Source organism: Lentibacter sp. XHP0401 (assembly GCF_025751535.1).
Lineage (GTDB): Bacteria > Pseudomonadota > Alphaproteobacteria > Rhodobacterales > Rhodobacteraceae > Lentibacter.
Genome location: NZ_JAOWLC010000020.1, coordinates 1 through 20,016 on the forward strand (window position 1 = coordinate 1; position 20,016 = coordinate 20,016).

The following is a 20,016-nucleotide window of genomic DNA, read 5'->3' on the forward strand; positions in this document are numbered from 1 at the left end:
CTCAGTGGTTATGATGAGCCAACAACACTCTCTTATCAAATAACGCTATTTGGACCCATAAGCGCTGACGTCAGACATTTTCATGCTGCAAGCACTCGCAGCACCAAAATCGCTGCAGAGGCAAAAAGACTTGCGTTGTTAAGGCATGCAAAAAGCGGTCATCCATACCAGCGATAGAAAGCTGTTTCGCTTCGCTTGGGGGAGAGCCCAAAGTCGCGGCTCACCGCCTCTTTCAAAGCTCAATTTCGGAAACAGTCAGAATAGGTCGCCTGAGATCATTTATCCATTTGACGCATATGCCCGATCAAGCTAACGATCGGGGCACAACTGTTGGGGTGCCCTTTCCGGGCTGAGATGCACGCGCTGCGAACCCATTGAACCTGAACCGGTTAGGACCGGCGGAGGGAACAGCTTGCGGACCTTGCATCCGTTGTGGCCTGCGCTCTTTGTCGTCCTGACCCCTGAATCTAGGGGCTACAGCATGGTGGCTAAGGCGTTAACAATTGCCGGGTCTGACTCCGGTGGCGGGGCTGGGATTCAGGCCGATCTCAAGGCGTTTTCGGCGATGGGCGTCTTTGGGGCCTCCGTTGTGACGGCAGTTACTGCACAGAACACTCAGGCAGTGACGGCCATTCATCCTGTGCCCGATGACGTCGTTGCTGCACAGATCAAAGCCGTTCTGGATGACATCCAGATTGACGCAATCAAGATCGGGATGCTCGGAACGCCTTCGCTGATCGCGGTGGTGGCGGATGCGTTGGCGGGCTATGATGGGCCGATCGTGCTGGATCCCGTGATGGTCAGCAAATCAGGCGATACGTTACTGGCAGATAGCGCGATTGACACGTTGAAGTCTTTGCTGTTCAGCCGCGCGACCCTGCTGACACCCAACTTGCCTGAAGCGGAGAAACTGGTTGGCGAGGACAGCGCGCAGACGCAAGCAAACGCCCTTCTGGACCTTGGCGTCGGGGCTGTCTTGATGAAGGGCGGACATGCGGATGGAGAGATCTGCACCGATCATCTAGTCTCGCAAACGGCTACACAGGACTATTCGGCCCCCCGTTTGAATACCCACAACACCCATGGCACAGGATGTTCCTATTCCTCAGCAATCGCCGCGGGCTTGGCGCAGGGTATGGCTTTGAGCGATGCGGCGTCGCGTGCGCACACATGGCTGCACCAAGCGATTTTACGTGCCGATGAATTGCACATCGGACGTGGCCATGGGCCAGTTCATCACTTTCACGCGCTTTGGACATGAGCGGCCCTTTCACCATCATTGGTGGCGGCGTGTGTGGTCTTGCTATGGCTGCGGAACTCTCATCACGCGGCGTTCAGGTCACGGTCATCGACCCAAAAGGCGCGCCTGGCGATCATGCGTGTTCTTGGTGGGCTGGCGGCATGCTGGCACCTGATTGCGAAGGGGCCAGCGCTGAGCCTGAGATCGTGCGCCAAGGCCGCAAGGCCGTCGGGTGGTGGGAAAGCCAAGGGGCGGCGGTCCATCATGAGGGGACGCTTGTGGTCGCACTCTATCGCGATCAAAGCAATTTGGCGACGTTTGCGCGGCGCGCGCCGAGCGCGGCAACCCTGTCAAAAGGGCAGATCGCCGAGCAGGAACCGCATCTGGCGGAGCGCTATTCCAAGGCGCTGTTTTTGGCAGATGAGGGGCACCTTGACCCGCGTGCGACCCTGACGGCTTTGCATGCGAAGCTTGCGCAAAGGGGCGTGCGTTTTGGCGATGAGATCACAGGTCAGGTGATTGACTGCCGCGGACTTGCGGCGCGCGACAGCCTGACCGATTTGCGCGGGGTGAAAGGCGAGATGCTTGTGGTGCGCTGCCCGGACATGACGCTTTCGCGCCCTGTCCGGCTGCTTCATCCGCGGTTCCCGCTTTATATTGTGCCGCGCGGCGACGGGGAGTTCATGCTGGGGGCCACTCAGATCGAAACCCGCGAGCGCAGCCGCGCCACCCTGCGGTCTGTCATGGAGTTGATGAATGCGGCCTATGCCCTGCACCCTGCATTTGGCGAGGCGGAGTTGCTGGAGATCGGCGTCGATGCCCGGCCCGCCTTTCCCGACAACCAACCACGTATTCGGCGGATTGGGGAAGTGATTTACGCAAATGGCCTGTTTCGGCACGGGTTCCTGCTTGCACCTGCATTGGCGCAGATGACGGCGGATCTGGTGCTGGACGGCAAGATACCGGAGGTTTGGTATGAAGATTATCGTGAACGGTGAGGCACAAGAGACCGGCACGCCCACGCTGGCGGCGCTGCTGGAGGAGCTTGGAAAGGGCGATGCCAAAGTGGCCACGTCCGTCAACGAGGCCTTTGTGCCCAAGCAGCAGCGCGTGGATCACAGCTTGCAGGAGGGGGACCGCGTCGAAATCGTCGCCCCCCGACAAGGAGGATAGCATGCCTACGTTCTACGGCACCGAAGTGACATCGCGACTGATGCTGGGCACAGCGCAATATCCGTCGCCTGCAATTCTGGCGGACGCGTTTCGCCGCTCCGGGGCGGGGATCGCGACGGTGTCTGTGCGCCGTGAGGCGAGCGGCGATCAGGCGGGGCAGGATTTCTGGGCGCTTATCCGAGATCTGGGCGTTGCGGTGCTGCCCAACACGGCGGGCTGCTATTCCGTGCGCGAGGCGGTCACCACGGCACAGATGGCGCGGGAATTGTTCGACACCAACTGGATTAAGCTGGAGGTCATTGGCCACGCAGACACGCTGCAACCTGACCCGTTCGGCCTGGTCGACGCGGCAGCACAATTGGCCGAGGACGGGTTCGAGGTGTTCCCCTATTGCACCGAGGATCTGGTGCTGTGCGAGCGGCTGGTGGAGGTCGGTTGCAAGGTGTTGATGCCGTGGGGCGCGCCCATCGGCACGGGGCTTGGCCTGAACAACATCTACGGGCTGCGCAGCTTGCGGGCGCATTTTCCCGACATTCCGTTGGTTGTCGACGCGGGGCTGGGCCTGCCGTCCCAAGCGGCCCACGCGATGGAGCTGGGCTATGAAGCCGTCTTGCTGAACACCGCCGTCGCAAAAGCAGGTGACCCTGCGGCGATGGCGCAGGCCTTTGGCCTTGCAGTCCAAGCTGGCGCGTTGGCCGCAAGCGCAGACCCGATGGACGCGCGCGATATGGCAGCCCCGTCAACGCCCGTCTTTGGAAAGGCCATGCTATGACGCTGCCGCGCTTTTACCCGATTTTCGACGATGTGGCATGGCTGCAGCGGATGCTGCCTTTGGGAATGAAGATGGTGCAAATGCGCCTCAAGGACAAACCCCGAGACGAACTGCGTGCTCAGTTGACCCAAGCCCATGATCTATGCGCGGCCCATGGTGCGGTGATGGTGGTCAATGACCATTGGCAGCTGGCCATCGAGCTGGGTTGCGACTGGGTGCATCTGGGCCAAGAGGACCTTGACGAGGCCGATGTGGCGGCGATCCGGGCCGCGGGCCTCAAGCTTGGGGTATCAACTCATGACAAGGCCGAACTGGCCCGCGCGCTGGCGTTGCAGCCTGACTATATCGCGCTTGGCCCGATCTACCCGACGATCCTGAAAAAGATGAAATGGCATCAGCAGGGCATAGAGAAACTGAGCGTGTGGAAAGACCTTTTGGGGCATATCCCGTTGGTCGCCATTGGCGGGATGAGCACGGAGCGCGCCGGGGGGGCTTTTGAGGCCGGCGCGGATGTGGTCTCCGCGGTGACAGATATTACGCTGCATGACGACCCTGAGAGCCGCGTCAAAGCGTGGCTTGAGGTCTGCAGATGAGCCGTTACGCCCGCCAAACGGCTGTCTTGGGGGATGGCCTGCAGGCGCGCCTTACCGACACCTCGGTGCTTGTTATTGGCGGCGGCGGGTTGGCCGCCCCTGTGATGCAATACCTTGTGGGCGCGGGCGTGGGGCATATCCGAATTGCGGACGCAGATGTGGTCAGCCTGTCCAACCTGCACCGCCAGACGCTGTTTCGCGCGGCTGATATTGGTATGCCCAAAGTTGAAGCGATTGCCACCGCGATGGCCGCATTGAACCCTGACACCACCGTTGAGCCGGTGCCTGAGCGCGTCGACCCCGCCAATTTTACGGCGCTGTGTCGGGGCATGACGCTGGTCCTTGATTGTGCGGACAGCTTTGCGATCAGTTATATCGCGTCCGATCATTGCCTTGGCACGGGCCAGCCGTTGATCAGCGCCAGCGTTGTGGGCCGTGAGGGCTATGTCGGCGGATTTGGTGGCGGCAAACCGGGGCTGCGGGCAGTGTTTCCGGACCTGCCCGACCAACTTGGATCTTGCGACACGGACGGCGTGCTGGGGCCGAGCGTCGGCGTGATCGGCAGCCTACAAGCGCAAATGGCGATGGCGGTCCTGACGGGTGACATGTGCGGCTTGGGTCAGCTTGTGACCTACGACGCCGCCACGATGCGGTTCGGCGGGTTCCGTTTTGACGCGGCTGCCGACCCCGCGTTCATCGCCCAGCATGACATCACAGCAACCGATTTTCTGATCGATCTGCGCACGCAGGGTGAGCCGGGCCCGGACCTGCCTCAGGCTGCACGCCATGTCGTTTCCGATTTTGGACCGGATGGACCCACGCCTCACGACACTCAACGCGCCGTTCTAGCCTGTCGGTCGGGCCTTCGCGCCTGGCAGGCGGCGGAGCGGCTTTCACAACATTGGCAGGGCGAGATCAAACTTCTTGCGCTCGGAGGGTAAGGAGACCCATATGAAATACCTCATCACCGCTGCGACCCTACTGGTCGCAACGCCAGCCTTGGCACAAGACAAGATGACCGTGCTGCTGGACTGGTTCCTCAACCCCGATCACGGGCCGATCATCGTAGCCGAAGAGCTGGGCTATTTCGCCGATCAAGACCTTGAGGTCGAGATCATCCCCCCCGCCGACCCCTCCGCACCGCCGAAACTGGTCGCGGCGAGCCAAGGCGATATTGCGGTCAGCTATCAGCCCAGCCAGCATTTGCACGTGGCCGAAGGTTTGCCGCTCGTGCGCGTGGGTACGTTGGTGGCCACCCCGCTAAACTGCCTTTTGGTCCTGAAGGACGGCCCCATTCAGGAGATCAGCCAGCTGAAGGGCGGCACGATTGGCTTCTCTGTTGCCGGTGTCGAAGAGGCCGTTCTGACCGCCATGCTGGGCCGCCACGGCCTGACATTGGATGACGTGGAGATGGTCAATGTGAACTTCTCACTCAGCCCGTCCTTGATGTCGGGGCAGGTTGACGCAGTCATCGGGGCCTACCGCAATTTCGAACTGAACCAGATGGAGATTGAGGGCGTTGAGGGCCGCTGTTTCTATGTCGAGGAAGAAGGTGTGCCAACCTATGACGAACTGATCTATGTGGCCAACCCCGACCGCATGGATGTCGACCAGATCCGTCGTTTCCTGCGCGCCACCGAACAGGCGACCCAGTTTATCGTGAACAACCCCGAAGCGTCTTGGGAGCTGTTCAAAGGCTACGCGCCGGAGTTGGACGACGCGCTGAACGCAAAGGCATGGGTCGACACGTTGCCGCGCTTTGCCTTGCGCCCCGAAGCACTGGACGAAGGCCGCTACACGCGGTTTGAAGCGTTTCTGGCCGAAAGCGGTCTAGTCGACGGGACGCGTCCTGTGTCGCAAATCGCCATCGATCTGGGGGCAGAATGACCTACGGCCACACGTTTCAAGCTTGGCGGGATAACACCCCCGCGTGGCCTGCCTATACCCACCATGCCTTTGTGCAAGGCTTGGGCGACGGCACGCTGGCACACGCCGCTTTCCTGCATTACCTAAAGCAGGATTACGTCTTTCTGATCCACTTTTCCCGCGCTTGGGCATTGGCAATCACCAAGGCAGACACGGTCGAGGAGATGCGCTTGGCGGCGGGCACCGTCAACGGGTTGATCAACGAAGAAATCGCGCTGCACATTAGCACCTGCGCCGCGGCCGGCATCGACGAGGCAACGCTGTTTGCCACGCAAGAACGGCAGGAAAATCTGGCCTATACCCGCTATGTGCTGGACGCAGGCCACTCGGGCGACCTGCTTGACCTGCTGGCGGCCTTGGCTCCTTGCGTCATGGGTTACGGCGAAATTGGCGCGCATCTGGCCAGCGCCAAGACGTCAGACACTTACGGCGAATGGATCGGCACCTATGCCAGCGCCGAATACCAACAGCTTTGCCAAGATGTTGGCATGCTGATTGACGGGGCGGTTGTGCGGCGTCTCGGTGATAGCGCACATGCAAGTCCACGTTGGGCCAGCCTTCAGGCGCGGTTTGCAATGGCCACGCAATTGGAGGTCGGGTTTTGGGACATGGGGCTTGATCCGTGAACCAGCCTCTGCGGATTTCAGGATCGGCGGCAATCGACGGAGTGCCAATCTTTTCGGATCTTGACCTGACCCTGAAACCGCAGAGTTGGACCTGCCTTTTGGGGGCAAGCGGCGTTGGCAAATCCACGGTGCTGCGCCTGTTTGCGGGGCTGGCGGAGGGGGTCCGTTTTGACGGAGACCTGAGCGACCCCGGCCGCGTTGCGATGATGGCGCAGCAGGATTTGCTGATGCCGTGGCTCAGCGTGTTGGACAATGTCCTGCTTGGCGCGCGGTTGCGCGGCGCACGCCCCGACCATGACTTTGCGCGCGACAGGCTGGCACAGGTTGGCTTGGCTGATCACGCGGATAAGCAGCCCTCCGCGCTGTCGGGTGGGCAACGGCAACGCGTCGCCTTGGCCCGCACCTTGATGGAGGACTGCGCGGTTGTGTTGCTGGACGAGCCGTTCTCCGCGCTGGACGCGCTGACCCGTGCGCAGATGCAGGAGCTTACCGCAGAGCTGCTGCATCTGCGCACGGTGCTTCTGGTCACCCATGACCACAACGAGGCCGCGCGATTGGGCGAGACAATCCTGATTATGACGCCGACCGGGCTTGTGGAGATCGCCGCGCCAACCTCCCCCATCCCGCGCGACATACATGCAGCGGATGTACTGCGCGCGCAGGCCAACCTGTTTGACCGCCTTCGGAGACCGACATGAGCGCCACCCACTACTTGCAATCGCTGGTCGCCGAGGATTGGTACGCCGCTACGCATCACGCCTTCACCAATGCCTTGGCCGACGGGTCCCTGAGCCGCAACAAGATGGCGGGCTACCTGCAACAAGATTACCAGTTTATCGAAGGGTTTGTGCGTCTGCTGGCCTCGGCTGTGGCCCATGCGCCCAGCTTGGCGGATGCCGTGCCCGGCGCGCAGTTTCTGGGGCTGATTTGCGGGCCGGAAAACACCTATTTCCTGCGGTCAATGGAAGCGCTTGAGGTGCCGCAGACCGCGCTGCCCGCCCCTGAGACCATCGCCTTTCAGCAGCTTATGGACCAAGCGCGTCGCTCGGGGCGCTATGAGATCATGTTGTCGGTTCTGGTGGTCGCCGAATGGATTTATCTTGACTGGGCCTCCCCGTTTGAAGACCGCGCGGATGGGCTACCTTTTTGGCTGGGAGAATGGATTACCCTGCATTCCGGCGACGGATTTGCGCAGGTCGTTGCCTATTTGCGCGGTCAGTTGGATCAAGCGTGGGAAAGCTTGGACGACGACGCCCGCGCAGATGTCACCGCGACCTTCACACAGGCGGTCCGTCTGGAGCGCACCTTCTTTGACGCCTCCTTGGCTGGCTTTACGGTCGCAAAGTGACCGGTTGGCGAGCCGGGATCGCGGCGACATGTTTGATGTTGGTACTGTGGCAAACCGTGATCTGGACCACGGGCGTCGCCCGCTTCATTTTGCCGCCGCCCGCCTTGGTTGCGCAGACCATCTGGGAAAGTCGCGCACTGTTGGCGGAACATGCCGTGATCACAATGGCCGAAGTGCTGATCGGCCTCGTGCTGGGCGCCGCACTCGGGTTTGTCTCTGCCATTGGAATGGTGGCCTCCCCTACGGCCCGCGCGCTGGTGCGGCCCATCTTGGTGTTTAGCCAATCTGTTCCGGTCTTTGCATTGGCCCCGATTTTGACCCTTTGGCTGGGCTTTGGGCTTTGGTCCAAGATCACAATGGCCCTGATCATCATCTATTTCCCAGTGACGTCCTCCTTTTTCGACGCGCTTATGCGGACCAACCGCGACTGGATCGGGTTGGCAAAGGTTATGGGCGCAAGCCCCGCGCGGATCATGTGGCATATCCGGGTGCCTGCGGCCTTACCGGGCTTTGCCTCAGGCCTACGGCTAGCGGCGGTTTACGCTCCCATCGGCGCGATCATTGGCGAATGGGTGGGGGCCTCAAAGGGATTGGGGTATCTGATGCTTCTGGCAAATGGCCGCGCCAAGACGGACCTGATGTTCGCCGCCCTGATCGTGCTTGCGATCCTGACGATCCTGCTGCACGCGACGGTGAATAAGCTCTGCGAAAAGACTTTAGATCGGCCAGAGTAGACTTGGCTGGCACAGATTAAGAACCGCTCTCGTTGTAAAGCCAGCTCATGTTCTCGGCATCCGCGAAGAGGGACGCACCAAAAGCAACTCGACCCGCGGATCGCTTGTCCAACCTAACTACGTCGAAAGTAAAGATCGAGGATGTGGGCTCATCGCGAATGGTCAGTTTGGCGACACTAATTGCGTGGTGGTACCAAAAATGCTGCAGATGCGAGCCTGTAACCTAGACAGACCCGCGGGACACTTGCGTTGTTATTGTAGCTTGTCTCTGAGAACTTCGTAAGGTGCCTTTCCATGCCCCCTATCGGGCGCTTTGAATTTATAACGCAATCACAGCCCCGCCCGGCCAACAAAGCTAGACGATTATTCAAAAACTCGAAGGGATAAGGCTATCGTCTTGAGACAAGCGCATCAGACCGCAGAAGCAGTGCCAGCGCCTGACGCCCCCCCCCGGAATTAAGAACACCACAGAGGTAACAAGCGCTACCCGCCAAATAAGAAGAACCGTAATACTAATTCAAGGCAATCCTCTCGGGTCCGGCAAGCTGCCGGTCGCAGGTATCATGCAATGGGGGTGCCCCATAAATGACCCCTAGAAGGGGTCCGGGGGTATCCCCTGGGGCGGCGGATTTCGAAAGGGAGCAGCCCTTTCATTTAGGTGTTTAAAAAAAGAGAGAGGCCAAGCGCACCATCATTGCCGGATGGAGGATGCCAGAGCGTTCTCTGCGGCCAGCTTTTGGCGCCTTAGTTGGCGGCCTGACGCAGAAGATTTGTAATGTTTCGTACAACGGCTCTGCGATTGGCTTGCTCCGCCGTGGGGGTCTGTATTTTCAGCGCACTTTCGCCATAACCCTGCGTGATCATGTTTTCTGGCGGCACGTCGAAATACTCTGTTAGGGCTAAAGCCACTGTTTCAGCACGTCGGTCGGACAGAGCAAGGTTGTAGGTCGCACCACCCACCGCGTCGGTGTGCCCCTCAATCAAGAACACCATACGTGGATTCTCTGCAATCAACTTGCGCAGAGTGTTACCGACCCGCGCAAGACGCCGCGCCTGCTCAGGTGCTATGGCTGCAGAACCGGTGGCGAAACGTGCGGCGTCTAGCTCGATCGGCGGCGCAAGTGTGCGGACTTCGCTGATTTCACGTATCTGCCGCAGCGAGAAACTGCGCCCTTGGTCGGCGCGCTGCTGGGCAATAAGGGCCGCGCGCAGTTCCTCTTCACTACGGTTCTGGGCGGCAAAGGAGCGCTCTGTAACTTGGGGGAGATTTTTTACCACAACTTCGCGTTCGTCGGCAAGGTCATCAAACAATATCGTCTCAAAGCCCCTTGCGTCGAAACGTGTGCGGCGCAGGACGGTACCATCATTGCCTTGAATTGTCACAATCCGGCTACCCTCCGGCTTTTCCACGGTCTGGCGGGTCGAGCCGTCGCTGAAGCGCTCGGTCCTGACCGCGTCACCGGGACGCCGTAACAGCGCTTCGTCGTCTTTGAGGACACGCAAACCGCCCGCTTCGTCTTGTACAATCACGCGGTCGCCAGAATTGCTGACAACCTTGTCACCGTTCTTGAGGATTGTACCCACGACTGCAGCGCCAAGGCCAAGCAGCAACGCCTTCTCAAGATTGCTCAGGCCGTCATCCTTGTTGTCTTCGGCGGTTCCTGTCGCTGTTGTTTCAAAGTCCTGATCGGAGCGGCGGGTGTCTTCGGTCGTGACTTCCTCGGTTGTTACGTCATCCGCGGTCTCTTGCTCCAGCGCCTTGCGTGCAGCTTCTCGCTCTGCCTGCCGCTCGGCACGGCGGGCCGCCTGACGTTCAGCCTTGCGTGCAGCGACGGCTTCATCGTCGACGGGTTCCTCGCTTTCTTCAGCGGTAGCTGGCGGTGTGGCCGTTTCCGTAGGCGCTTCGGTTTGCGCCTCGTCAGTTGGTGTGTCGTTATCCGCAGGCACGGATTCAGCATCGACGGTTGCATCGTGCTCCGCATCTTTCGTGGTGGCATCAGTCTGTTCCTGCTCCAGCGCTTTTTCGAGTTCTTCCGATTCTCCCGCCTGCTTAGGCGCGTCCCCTTCGGCGTTGGCTGCTTCCTGCTCTGCCTGCTCACCAGCTTGATCGGCCTCGGACGCCGCCTGTTGTTCAGCCTGATCAGCGGTCTCGGACGCCGCTTCCGCCTCAGATGCAGCCTGTTTCTCAGCTTGTTTTGCAGCGTCTGCGGTGGCTTGATCTGCTACCGCTGCTTCGGCGTCACTAGCTGCCTGATCTATCGCAGCCTGATCAGCCTCTGTTTGAATCTCCCCAGCTTGTGCCTCGGTCTCGGCGTTTGCATCCGCCTCCGGAGCAATTTCCGGCTCCTGAGGAGCTTCCACAGCCTTTTCTTCCACAGCTTGCTCTTCGCTACCCTCTTGCGTCCCGGAGTGGGCCTGCAACTCATCTTCGGTCTGCATCAACGTGCCGTCCCCGACAGCGCACGGAAACGCCTCCTGTTCGCCTAACGGGCCGCAAAGAGGGGCGTCTGCAACCTGCGCATTTGCGATGGTCGGGACCGAACCCGGCACGACAAGCGCCATGCAAAGAGTAAGTGATGTGGTCGAGCGAAGTAGGTTTCTCATCGAGTAATTCCTAACGTGTTACGCCATACGATTCGTATCGCACTTGGAAATGAAACTCACAGTGAGGTAATATAGTTCCGCTATCCAATATCAACAGGATCACTACCTGCTTTCCCTGCGGCGAAGTCTTGATCTGCTTCTCCAACAACCAGATCGTTTTCAGAGTCGCTATACTATTTTACATGAGATGCACGACGCGACGACGAAGAGACCCGTGATCCTGCTTGACTAGGCCTTCGACGATCAGCCGCGAAGTACGCAAAAACCGCGGACGACCAGCCTATCGTGCTGCTCCCTCAAACCAACTCGCTTGGGACTGCGCAACGCGACACAAGTTGAGTAAGCTCTCATTCAACGACCCTTTGTGCCGGTCGATAGCGCGCAAGCTGCGACCCTGGCAACTATTGGATTAGGCCGAGAAGCCAAACCCTGAGTTTTGAAAACGGATGTGTCGCGGCCACTGGATCAATCTCCACCTGATCTATGAGTGCAGGAAAGCTTTCGCGCTTTGGTCTATCATTTTGCTCGGTGCTTTCCACACCACGTTTTCTTAAAGCGTTCTTAGACACTTTTCCCCCTGACTTTGATTAGAATTGTCAGCCAAATGCCGAGAAAATGTGACGAGATTTGGACGAGTACCCTACAGCCTTAGGATGCATTGGAAACAGTAAATTTCGCAGTGGCGCCTTGACGGAAGAGAACCCGAAACAGGGTGCGGTCAGACAAATGCACACCAGCCTGAGTTTTCCAGCAACCTCAATTTCTTAGGCTGCGCAAAGGCCGCGCCACTCGGTAAGAGCGGCCGCACGGTTTAGCTTGAAATTTGATCGGCTGAAAAGCTGGGACGCGGTTACCGTTTCCTTTGGATTCTTTGAAAAGTCATCAAATACGACCGACAAGAAAGCTGCCCGATAACCATAATTCCGGCCCATGCTCTAGGTTCTAAGATAAGGCCACCCCCAAGCAGGAGGTCAGTCGGTCCTTACAGATCAACCAAACAGGCCCTATTCAGCACAGCCTCTCGTCTCCCCGGACCCCGTTAAACAAACCTGCGCGAAAGCCACGCTGGATGTGACAATCGTGGTAGCTATCGTAGCAGGTTTATCCGAACATAAAATCTGCAAAACGACATCCTGCGCCCGCACCTCCGGCGCGAAATTTCTAGTGGTCAAATAAAGCACTGGACCAACATGATCGGGAATCTCAACAGGATCCGGAACCCGGTTTTTGCCAGCGCTGGCCCGCGTCGGTATATATAACAGTACAAGAAGGTCGCCGGGCTTGTGCCATGTGGCTATCCCTTTTGCGGAGATGGCATGAACACCCTTCAGGTTGGAATCCTGAACCGTTAGAGTTTTACCCTTGCCGGCCAGCCCCAAGGAAAAAGGTCTTGCTAGAAGCCTACCGTGGCCCACTCCGCAAATTGCCAAACGATCCGCGCTTGCAACTAAAGTTGCAGCCCGTTTCATCATGGCATTCTGACCTTCATGGTTGACCTGTGCGAACGCATCGGCAGATGTCTGTTGGGCAGCCTTGAAGGCCGCCTCAAACGCCGTCTGTCCGGAATGTCCGTCACTCTGATCCGCGGACTCCAATGCTGCTTGCCACGCCGCATCCCGCAAATCGGTGTATCTTGCATACCCCAGTTTTTTGCTAAAGCGGGAGATGGCCGATTTCTCGACCCCTGCTCGCGCGGCAATTGTGGTGATCGAGTCCCGCGCCACAGCGGACAGGTTGGCGCACAACACGGACGCAATCTGCTCTTCTCGTGCCGTCAGTTGACCGTCAAATCCGTTTAGCCGGGCTGTCAAAGTGTCGATTGCCTCATTCGTGCGTGGCATGACCCACCTCCATTACAACTACAGCAACATAGGCCCTTTCGGTTGATTTTGCAACTAAAGTTGCAAAATCAACTACCCTTTGCGTCAGTCAATATCTTCACTCGAGTTTGTGTAAAAATTATTCAATACCAATAAGTTATCCACATAAATTAAATTCGATGGGCGTGCTTTTTTCACCTAGATGACCTAATATGTAGATACGCAATACAAGACCCTCGGAGAAACTCTCATGCCACCAACCAAGACGACCAACCTGAAGATCACGGTCAGCGCATCTGAAAAACAGAAGATCAGCTCAATGGGTGAACATCTTGGGTTTCCAACGATGTCCGGCTATGTGCTCGCTTGCGTTCGCGCCAATCTTGTGAATGAGCAAATGACCCTCTCACGGAAAATCCTGGAGCTATTCTGGCGGCTCGATCGGCTGGAGGCCGATCCCCAACCGTTTGGCAGCCTTTCGAAAACAGACCGGCAGGCTCTCGCAAAGAGTATCAGGGAAAAGCTGTTGGACCTCTGCAGTGATGGTGGTGCTGCATGACGTGGGCTCATGTGACACGCTATGATAGGCCGGTTGAACCCCTGAAATACATCCGCCGTGCCGGTATGAAGATCATTATCTGTACGTTTCAGGCGCGGACATTGACGCAGGCTCGCAAGTTTTTTGAGCGCCTGTCATCTACAGCGGGCTATCTACATCTGACACTCTCTCTGCCTGCGGGTCTTAGAGCAGATGATGATATGGCGCGGCGAATTCTCTCGACCGAGCTAAAGTTGCGGGGCATCCCACCGGACGCGGTTCCATGGATTATTGTCCGCCACACCGATGCTGCTTGCGATCACTACCATGTTGTCGTCCAGCTCCGCCTGCTTTGCGGCCTGCCCTTGAAGCCCGCAATTAGCAATGCCGTTTCAAAACGCAATGATGGTATTTTGCGAACCCTGCTGTGCTTTCCTCGCCCCAACCATTTCGACCCTAAAGCCCTGCCGGTTCTGGTGCCTGAAACGCCCAAAAGACGGATCAACACCGTCGCGAAGAAGCGACTTCATACGGATCTTCAGCGTGTCTTTATCGAGAACCAGCCTGTCGATTTCACCAGTCTCTGTGACGGTTTGGAACGCATCGAAAGCCCATTCACCCTTGAGATTGTCCCCCGCCCTGCTCCGGAAACCGGGTCTCTCTATCGTGCGCATGGTCCGGAAGTGATCTGGCTTGGCGCACTCGGCGAGGCCTGGCATCCGTCCGCAATCGATAAGCGTCTTAACCATGCTGCGGTGCTACGCGCCCTGCGTCCACTCTTACAGTTTCGCAAGCTCATCAGTGGCCTTGTCCACGCAACAAAGGAAAAACAATATGAACACCCCGACACTGAAACCCCTCCAGCTCTCCTCGGATACGGAAGTCCTGATGAAACAGCTCAAGCAGGTAATGGGGCTGGTCGAGAGCTTGCACCCGCTCCTCGACCTGCTGACCTCGCCGCACGGCGAAGAGGAGCAGGAAATGTTCCGGCGCATACTGTCCTTGATGACGACCGTAGAAGAGCAGCTCCGGCACAGCCAGCAGGACCGCGAAACCTCGACAGCGCGCCTCGCCTCAATCGAGCAGACCCAGATCGAAACCCTGCGCGAATTGAAGGCAATGAAAAGGATGACGATGGAACTGCATCAGGAGTTCATGCAGCTTATGGGCCCGGAGCCGACCGCGGATGGCTGACACGGTTCTGCCGAGCCGCACGCGCCAAGGGTGGGCAGCTCGCTCGATTGTTCCGCTCAAGGCGCGGGTCGATCGCTGCGGCCGTTCGTTTTGACGATGGCGGGCTGATTTGCAGTGATCATCAACAGGCATGGATCATCCGGCATAGTTCGCAGGCTGATGCCTTTATGCAGGTCGACCCGGATTTCCCGACAACCTCTGATCCGGAAGATGACCCCTCTTTTGGAGGTTTCTGAATTTCAAAAGACAATCTCACTAGCAGTAATCCCCTTGTTCAAAGCTGCCGGGGGCGTGTCCAGCTCCTAGAGGCATTGAACTGCTCACCCGTCAAAAAAGATCGAGTGGCATGACCCGGACACCGCCTTTGCCCCAAAAAGACCTCCAATTGTCCGGGAAGGCTGTTCGCATCAGGCAAAGAAACCCGGAACAAAACGCCGTCCGGATAGCTTTCCGGACCAAGGCACGCCGCCCACCGCCCACCGCCTTCCGCTCCGTAGGCCTTCGGCGAAGGCTTACGGAGATAAGTCGAGGACGAGGACAAGATGAGCGCACGGGAAATGTATCCCGGAAGTCGATGTGTTCAAATGTCCGGGACCGGCAATCATTTACCGGAGGGTCTCTCCGGCCCCGGATTTCGCGCCTTCCGGCTCTAAGTCGAGGCATAGCTCGAAGTCCGGGACACGTAATGCCTCCGGACCCTTCTCCTCTCAATGGTCCGGGAAATTTGCCCGACCCCGAGGACGTTAAGAAACCTCTGGTAGACATGGCCCCGGATCTCGCAGTGCCTCGATCCGCTTCAACCATTGCTCGAGAGCCTCACCTTCGAGGATGCGACATTCCTGAAACGCTGTTGCCATCTCGACGAGCAATCCGCGTTTAGTATCGAGGATATGCATGGCCCGGATTTCCGCGGCCTCGAGCCGTGCCCGAACCCGTCCCGCATTATCCGGGTTCCGGAGATAAGCCGACGTCGATGTATCAAGCCAGGCCAAGCCTTCGGCTCCCAGCCCGAGTTGCGTGTCGATCTGGACCGCAAGTCGGGTGGCTTGGGCAAGGTCGGACTGCGGCGCGCCGCCAGAGCCTCCCGCAACCTCGCCGAGGATCAAACGCTCGGCCGCCCGTCCGGCCAGCATATAGGCAAGCTCATCGTCATAGTCGCGCAGCAAACCTTCGCCGACCGCGAGGCGAATCCAGGTCTCGCCTCCGGTTGCGGTCATCGTCACGCGCCGGACCTCCCCAACTCCGAGGAATGTGCCAACAATGGCATGGCCGCATTCATGCAGCGCGGTGCGGTGGTCCCGTGCCGGACTGTCATCGATTGGATCCGGCTCGAGCGCCCGCAACACATCCGCCACTGACACCTCCCGGTCCTTGGCTCTCGCGGCGGACCGGGCATTGCGCAACGCCCCTTCTACCCCTGCCGCGCTCTGGCCGGCGGCGGCGCGTGTCAGGCGGGCCAATTCAGCATCCGACATCTCTCCGGAAAAGCCGTCACGCAGCATGCGCGCCAATGCCTTTGCGCCGGGCAGCGGCACCTCGACCTTGATGTCAAACCGCCCCGGGCGCAGCACTGCGGCGTCAATCTTTTTGGGATAGTTGCACGTGCCCACGACAAGAACGCCTTCAAGATGTTTGAGGTTATCGAGCTCTTCAAGAAAACCATTAACGACCTGATGCCGATAGCTCGCATTATGCGGGTCCGGATCAGCCCGATCACCAACCGCGTCAATTTCGTCGATCACCAGAATAGCCGGCCGCGCCTGCGCCGCTTCGTCAAAGCTGGCGCGCATTGCTTTTAGCATATGCCCCAGATGCCCCTGCGCCTGCCATGCTGCAAAACTGCCCCGCACCAGCGCCACGCCAGCGCTGTTGCTCATCGCACTGGCCAGATGTGACTTACCTGTCCCCGGCCCCCCGTAGAACAACACTGAACGCTGCACATCTGACCAGGCAATGTGCCCGTCGGACCAGCTCTGCAAATCAGAGACCATTTGACAGGCCACGTCTTCCGCCTCGCCGTATCCTTCGATGTCATCAAGGGTCGGGCCATGATTGGAAGCTGGTTGCATCAGGGCGCAGAGCTGCTTTGCCACACCACGCGGCGTCGCGGCGCGTAGCGCGACAGCAAGAGTAGGCCAGTCGAGCCGGGCAAGATCATGATCTCCGGGCAATTGGTTCCTAAGGGCTCCATCAAGTTTGCCGGTGGCACTATGACTGAAGCGCAGCAACGCCATCAAGATATCACGCGACAGAGGGGCAAGATGCTCGCCACGCGGCAGGATACGGGTGATTGTTTCCGGCAGATCGGCAATCGACCCCGCGAGGATCAACACCGGGTGGGGCTGCTCCAACGCCCGGATCACATGCTCGAGCACCTTGGAATTTTCCCGCGGCTCCGTTGATGTGTGTAAAAGAGCGGCGCAGATATACTGTTGTGTGTCATCCAGATCAGGGATCGGTCAGTGCCGCGCCACGGACACACTTTCCGCAAACAGAGCTTCCTCCATGAGGTCGCGCACCTCGAGGGGGTCCGCACTTCCGAGTTCAAGCAGGGTGACCGCGCCCGGCTCCAGCATCGCCGCCAAGCGCTCAGGCGTCCTAAGTGTTGCGCAGAGTCGCAGCGTCAGTAACAGTCTGGCAGGCGGAATGACGACCGCCGGGCGGGAACTCCCCTGCCCGTCAGTGGCAAATGGGTCACCGCCAGCTTCCTCTACCGCCAGCTGCTCTTCCAGCGGAATCTGCATGGCATCAGGTGATGCGGCCAGAGCATGGATTGCAGACGCCGAATTTCCGGTAAACCGCTTACCTTTCGCGCGTGACGGAGACTCCACACACCAATCTGGCGACAGGCTGTTTTTGTTATACGCATCACATGGGTCAGTCATATCTTGCGGAATAGTGTATTGCGCGCGCAGGCGCGTCACGGCTGTTGCAGCCAAGGCGGTCCAGTCAAGTTCATGGGGCATGGTAGGTCCTCTCAAAGGCACAAAAGGCGGTGTGCCTGCGCCGGTGGCGCAGGCTGATGTCATGGGCAAAATAGGCGGGACTATTCCCTCTTGCGCCGGTCAGTCGTTTCCAACTCATCAAACATACGCCGGATGACGGGTTCGAGGTGTTCGGCATAGACCTCGGACGTCACGTTGATCCAATCAGCCAGCACCTCCGGTGCCAGAACCGCATCCGGATGCGCCGTGCGCAATTGTAGGTGAAGGCCTGTCTCAACCGCTAAGGCGACTTGCCCGCTTGGCATCGGAAGCTCGTCGATCAGTTCTGTTTCGACATCGTCGCGCAAGCCCAGTTGATAGCGCAGGCGCGAGTCCGGATTGCGGCTGTAACCCAGTTTCACAAACCGCCCCAGCCCCGGCACGCAAAAGCGCATCATGTAGAGCGCGCTCGGTGCTGCAGACCATTTCTCGCCACAGCCGCCACAGTTAAACCGTCCGGTTTTCAGGTTCCCCGTTGCGACACGCTGGTGGTGACCACACATATCGTGCGCCAGCAGGCGATAGTTGGCACTGCCATCCGGGTCCGGCCCAACCAGCGTCCAACCCCATTTAGCAGCCTGACTCCGCTGTTTTTCCGCATGGCAGGTTTTGCAGTGATAACCGGAATATCCCGGAGCCGGACCTTCTTTGGAAAGCCGCTTAACCCGACTTCTCTGGAGCCGGGTCTGATGGCCGCACGGCAGCTGGTAATAGTAATAGTGCCGATGGGCGTCGTCACGATCGAGCAGTGTAAAACCTGCTTTCTTGGCATTACGCTCGCGCTCGTTGGCCTGACAGCCGCCACAAGCGGGCTGGCCCGCGCGCAGAGTGTGAGTCTTATGGGCCGTGTGGGCGCCGCAAAGCTTGCATTCCAAAACGAGGTGCAGATGATCCCGCACGCGACGATCCACGCGAAAGCCATTGCGGTCGGCCAGCTCGTGCCAACTGGCAAGAATCGAGCCCGGGTAATCAATCCAGGCGTCTTCAGGGACGTAGCGTGAACGACGCGGTTTATAGAGGTGTTTGTTCTGAGACATGAAGGATCTCCTTCTGAACGACGTTAAGAGACAGGCTGACCGATGAGATCAGACAAGGGGTCGGTGGAACCGCCGCTTAGAACGCGGCGATGCACTTAGGGTATGTTTGGATTGGTGGGTGGGTTAAGCGACGAAGGTGTCGCTAAGCAGATCGCCTTCGATCACAGGCTGAAACACCTCCAGCCCGCCGATAGCTCCAAGAAGAAACTGCCCTTGCGCAAGCATCGACGTGATCCGATGCGCCAGTGCGTCCCGACCCGGGCACTGCAACCGGTGGGGTTCCCGCTGTGCAAAGCTCTGCACGGCCTGCAACTCAGTCCTGGTTTCTGAACTCATCGCAAGATGCATCATAAAACCGAGCATCTTCAGTGGCTGATCCTCAACACGCCTGATTGGCATCTTCTTCAGCACAAGCTGAATATCGGTCACCCTATCCCAAGCACGTTCGGATTCTTCGAGCCAACCGTCAAAGGCAGGATTGAACACGTCGACATTCTCGATGTCGCGCTCGGCCTCGATCGCGATGGCCAGTGCGCCAAGCAGCAGAGAAAACTGTTTTGAGATGGGGTACGGGATGTAGCTATGAGCGTCTTTATTCGAGACAAGCGGCGTGTTACGTGCGTGGTAGGTCATGATTGATCTCCCTCAGAGATTGATTGTGGCTCAGAGCCGGGATGAGGGTTGCACCCCTCGTTCCGGCTCACTATATTATGATACTATGAAATATAGAAAGCAAGGGGAAAGTATCATGAAATCACAAAAAGGGAGACCCCCTGTCGATACAGCCGCCGTCATGGTCCGGATGCCGGTCGAAATGATTGCCGCTATCGACAAGCTCAGACGCGAAGAAGAAGACTTGCCAACCCGGCCAGAGATGATCCGGCGTCTGGTGGAGAAAAGCCTTAAAGGTTGAGAATGGCATAGGTCTATTTTGTCGATCATCTCTCCGTATTGGCCATCTTTTAAATGCGTGGTCCGCAAATCTCACGAAACGCCCCTACTCATCGGCCGGCAGGAACTGCCCCTGCATCAATCGCGGCGCAGGGGTTCTCCCTTGGAGCAACAAATTTCGTGCCAATTTAAAGCCCACTTGCCTAACTACGGATCAGATTGTTGCTCGGCAGACCAGCCACCCACATTCAAGAACACCCTAAACGCGAGGCTGAAGCTATGAACCTTCACAAACATGACGAGAGCAGTGCCTTCACGAACGAAGAGTTCTCCGGATTTTGCCGGAGTTATCCACATAATTCGAACGCTCGGGCTGATTTAGGAGGCGCTTTTGGGGGGCCATCTTTGGTAACCTGTGCCCAGCCCGGTCCCAGCGACCTTACATCGACACAACTTATGAACGCCCCTGCTTTTATTGGCTTGCGGCGAACGGAGACGGCACGCCATGGCGCGCGAACGGAAGACAAACGCACAAC

General features: G+C 58.5%; 21 protein-coding genes and 1 riboswitch. Of the genes, 14 read left to right on the plus strand and 7 right to left on the minus strand.

Annotated features, from left to right (window positions below; all coding sequences use genetic code 11):
• Positions 1-321: 321 nt before the first annotated feature.
• Positions 322-424, plus strand: a riboswitch (TPP riboswitch).
• 57 nt (positions 425-481) lie between these two features.
• From thiD to OE750_RS17960, 11 genes are read left to right on the plus strand one after another with little or no spacing between them, the layout of a single operon-like run.
• Complete coding sequence (gene thiD / locus OE750_RS17910) at positions 482-1,261, plus strand: bifunctional hydroxymethylpyrimidine kinase/phosphomethylpyrimidine kinase (protein ID WP_263765674.1); 780 nt, start codon at positions 482-484, stop codon at positions 1,259-1,261.
• Positions 1,258-2,238 carry an FAD-dependent oxidoreductase gene (locus OE750_RS17915; protein WP_263765675.1) on the plus strand — a complete coding sequence of 327 codons (981 nt, stop codon included), beginning with the start codon at positions 1,258-1,260 and terminating at the stop codon, positions 2,236-2,238. Before thiD ends, OE750_RS17915 begins: the two co-directional genes overlap by 4 nt.
• Positions 2,216-2,413: a sulfur carrier protein ThiS gene (gene thiS / locus OE750_RS17920; RefSeq protein WP_263765676.1), complete on the plus strand. Its 198-nt coding sequence runs from the start codon at positions 2,216-2,218 to the stop codon at positions 2,411-2,413. The genes OE750_RS17915 and thiS overlap by 23 nt, the downstream gene beginning before the upstream one ends.
• A gap of 1 nt (position 2,414) precedes the next feature.
• Positions 2,415-3,185: a thiazole synthase gene (locus OE750_RS17925; RefSeq protein ID WP_263765677.1), complete on the plus strand. Its 771-nt coding sequence runs from the start codon at positions 2,415-2,417 to the stop codon at positions 3,183-3,185.
• The gene (locus OE750_RS17930) at positions 3,182-3,778 is read left to right on the plus strand and encodes a thiamine phosphate synthase (protein ID WP_263765678.1); all 597 of its coding nucleotides are present in this window, start codon (positions 3,182-3,184) and stop codon (positions 3,776-3,778) included. The genes OE750_RS17925 and OE750_RS17930 overlap by 4 nt, the downstream gene beginning before the upstream one ends.
• Positions 3,775-4,719 carry a HesA/MoeB/ThiF family protein gene (locus tag OE750_RS17935; RefSeq protein ID WP_263765679.1) on the plus strand — a complete coding sequence of 315 codons (945 nt, stop codon included), beginning with the start codon at positions 3,775-3,777 and terminating at the stop codon, positions 4,717-4,719. The genes OE750_RS17930 and OE750_RS17935 overlap by 4 nt, the downstream gene beginning before the upstream one ends.
• A gap of 10 nt (positions 4,720-4,729) precedes the next feature.
• Positions 4,730-5,665, plus strand: coding sequence for an ABC transporter substrate-binding protein (locus OE750_RS17940; protein ID WP_263765680.1), 936 nt, complete (start codon positions 4,730-4,732; stop codon positions 5,663-5,665).
• A complete protein-coding gene (gene tenA, locus OE750_RS17945; RefSeq protein ID WP_263765681.1) occupies positions 5,662-6,330 on the plus strand; it encodes a thiaminase II in 669 nt (222 codons plus the stop codon). Before OE750_RS17940 ends, tenA begins: the two co-directional genes overlap by 4 nt.
• The gene (locus OE750_RS17950) at positions 6,327-7,028 is read left to right on the plus strand and encodes an ABC transporter ATP-binding protein (RefSeq protein WP_263765682.1); all 702 of its coding nucleotides are present in this window, start codon (positions 6,327-6,329) and stop codon (positions 7,026-7,028) included. The genes tenA and OE750_RS17950 overlap by 4 nt, the downstream gene beginning before the upstream one ends.
• Positions 7,025-7,678 carry a TenA family protein gene (locus tag OE750_RS17955; protein WP_263765683.1) on the plus strand — a complete coding sequence of 218 codons (654 nt, stop codon included), beginning with the start codon at positions 7,025-7,027 and terminating at the stop codon, positions 7,676-7,678. Before OE750_RS17950 ends, OE750_RS17955 begins: the two co-directional genes overlap by 4 nt.
• The gene (locus tag OE750_RS17960; protein ID WP_263765684.1) at positions 7,675-8,412 is read left to right on the plus strand and encodes an ABC transporter permease; all 738 of its coding nucleotides are present in this window, start codon (positions 7,675-7,677) and stop codon (positions 8,410-8,412) included. The genes OE750_RS17955 and OE750_RS17960 overlap by 4 nt, the downstream gene beginning before the upstream one ends.
• A gap of 744 nt (positions 8,413-9,156) precedes the next feature.
• Here the strand turns inward: OE750_RS17960 and OE750_RS17965 are convergent.
• Together OE750_RS17965 and OE750_RS17970 are read right to left on the minus strand one after the other, a co-directional pair.
• Positions 9,157-11,016, minus strand: a complete 1,860-nt coding sequence (locus tag OE750_RS17965) for an OmpA family protein (protein WP_263765685.1) — start codon at positions 11,014-11,016, stop codon at positions 9,157-9,159.
• A gap of 1,004 nt (positions 11,017-12,020) precedes the next feature.
• On the minus strand, positions 12,021-12,857 hold the full coding sequence (locus tag OE750_RS17970) for a MurR/RpiR family transcriptional regulator (protein WP_263765686.1): 837 nt from the start codon (positions 12,855-12,857) through the stop codon (positions 12,021-12,023).
• 229 nt (positions 12,858-13,086) lie between these two features.
• On the opposite strand from OE750_RS17970, the gene OE750_RS17975 reads away from it, so the two are divergent.
• Entirely contained in the window at positions 13,087-13,395 is a 309-nt protein-coding gene (locus tag OE750_RS17975) for a hypothetical protein (RefSeq protein ID WP_263765687.1), read from the plus strand.
• Between the two features lie 371 nt (positions 13,396-13,766).
• Here the strand turns inward: OE750_RS17975 and OE750_RS17980 are convergent, their stop codons facing one another.
• A complete protein-coding gene (locus OE750_RS17980) occupies positions 13,767-14,123 on the minus strand; it encodes a hypothetical protein (RefSeq protein WP_263765688.1) in 357 nt (118 codons plus the stop codon).
• A gap of 85 nt (positions 14,124-14,208) precedes the next feature.
• Between OE750_RS17980 and OE750_RS17985 the strand changes: the two genes are divergently transcribed.
• Positions 14,209-14,568, plus strand: a complete 360-nt coding sequence (locus tag OE750_RS17985) for a hypothetical protein (protein ID WP_263765689.1) — start codon at positions 14,209-14,211, stop codon at positions 14,566-14,568.
• A gap of 743 nt (positions 14,569-15,311) precedes the next feature.
• Here the strand turns inward: OE750_RS17985 and OE750_RS17990 are convergent.
• The 4 genes from OE750_RS17990 to OE750_RS18005 form a co-directional block, all read right to left on the minus strand.
• Positions 15,312-16,931: an AAA family ATPase gene (locus tag OE750_RS17990; RefSeq protein ID WP_263765690.1), complete on the minus strand. Its 1,620-nt coding sequence runs from the start codon at positions 16,929-16,931 to the stop codon at positions 15,312-15,314.
• 96 nt (positions 16,932-17,027) lie between these two features.
• Positions 17,028-17,534 (minus strand): hypothetical protein, encoded by a 507-nt coding sequence (locus OE750_RS17995; protein WP_263765691.1) that lies wholly within the window; start codon positions 17,532-17,534, stop codon positions 17,028-17,030.
• An 80-nt stretch (positions 17,535-17,614) separates the two neighbouring features.
• Positions 17,615-18,589 (minus strand): GIY-YIG nuclease family protein, encoded by a 975-nt coding sequence (locus OE750_RS18000; protein WP_263765692.1) that lies wholly within the window; start codon positions 18,587-18,589, stop codon positions 17,615-17,617.
• 123 nt (positions 18,590-18,712) lie between these two features.
• Entirely contained in the window at positions 18,713-19,222 is a 510-nt protein-coding gene (locus tag OE750_RS18005; RefSeq protein ID WP_263765693.1) for a hypothetical protein, read from the minus strand.
• A 115-nt stretch (positions 19,223-19,337) separates the two neighbouring features.
• Between OE750_RS18005 and OE750_RS18010 the strand changes: the two genes are divergently transcribed.
• Positions 19,338-19,502, plus strand: a complete 165-nt coding sequence (locus tag OE750_RS18010) for a ribbon-helix-helix protein, CopG family (protein ID WP_263765694.1) — start codon at positions 19,338-19,340, stop codon at positions 19,500-19,502.
• Positions 19,503-20,016: the final 514 nt, after the last annotated feature.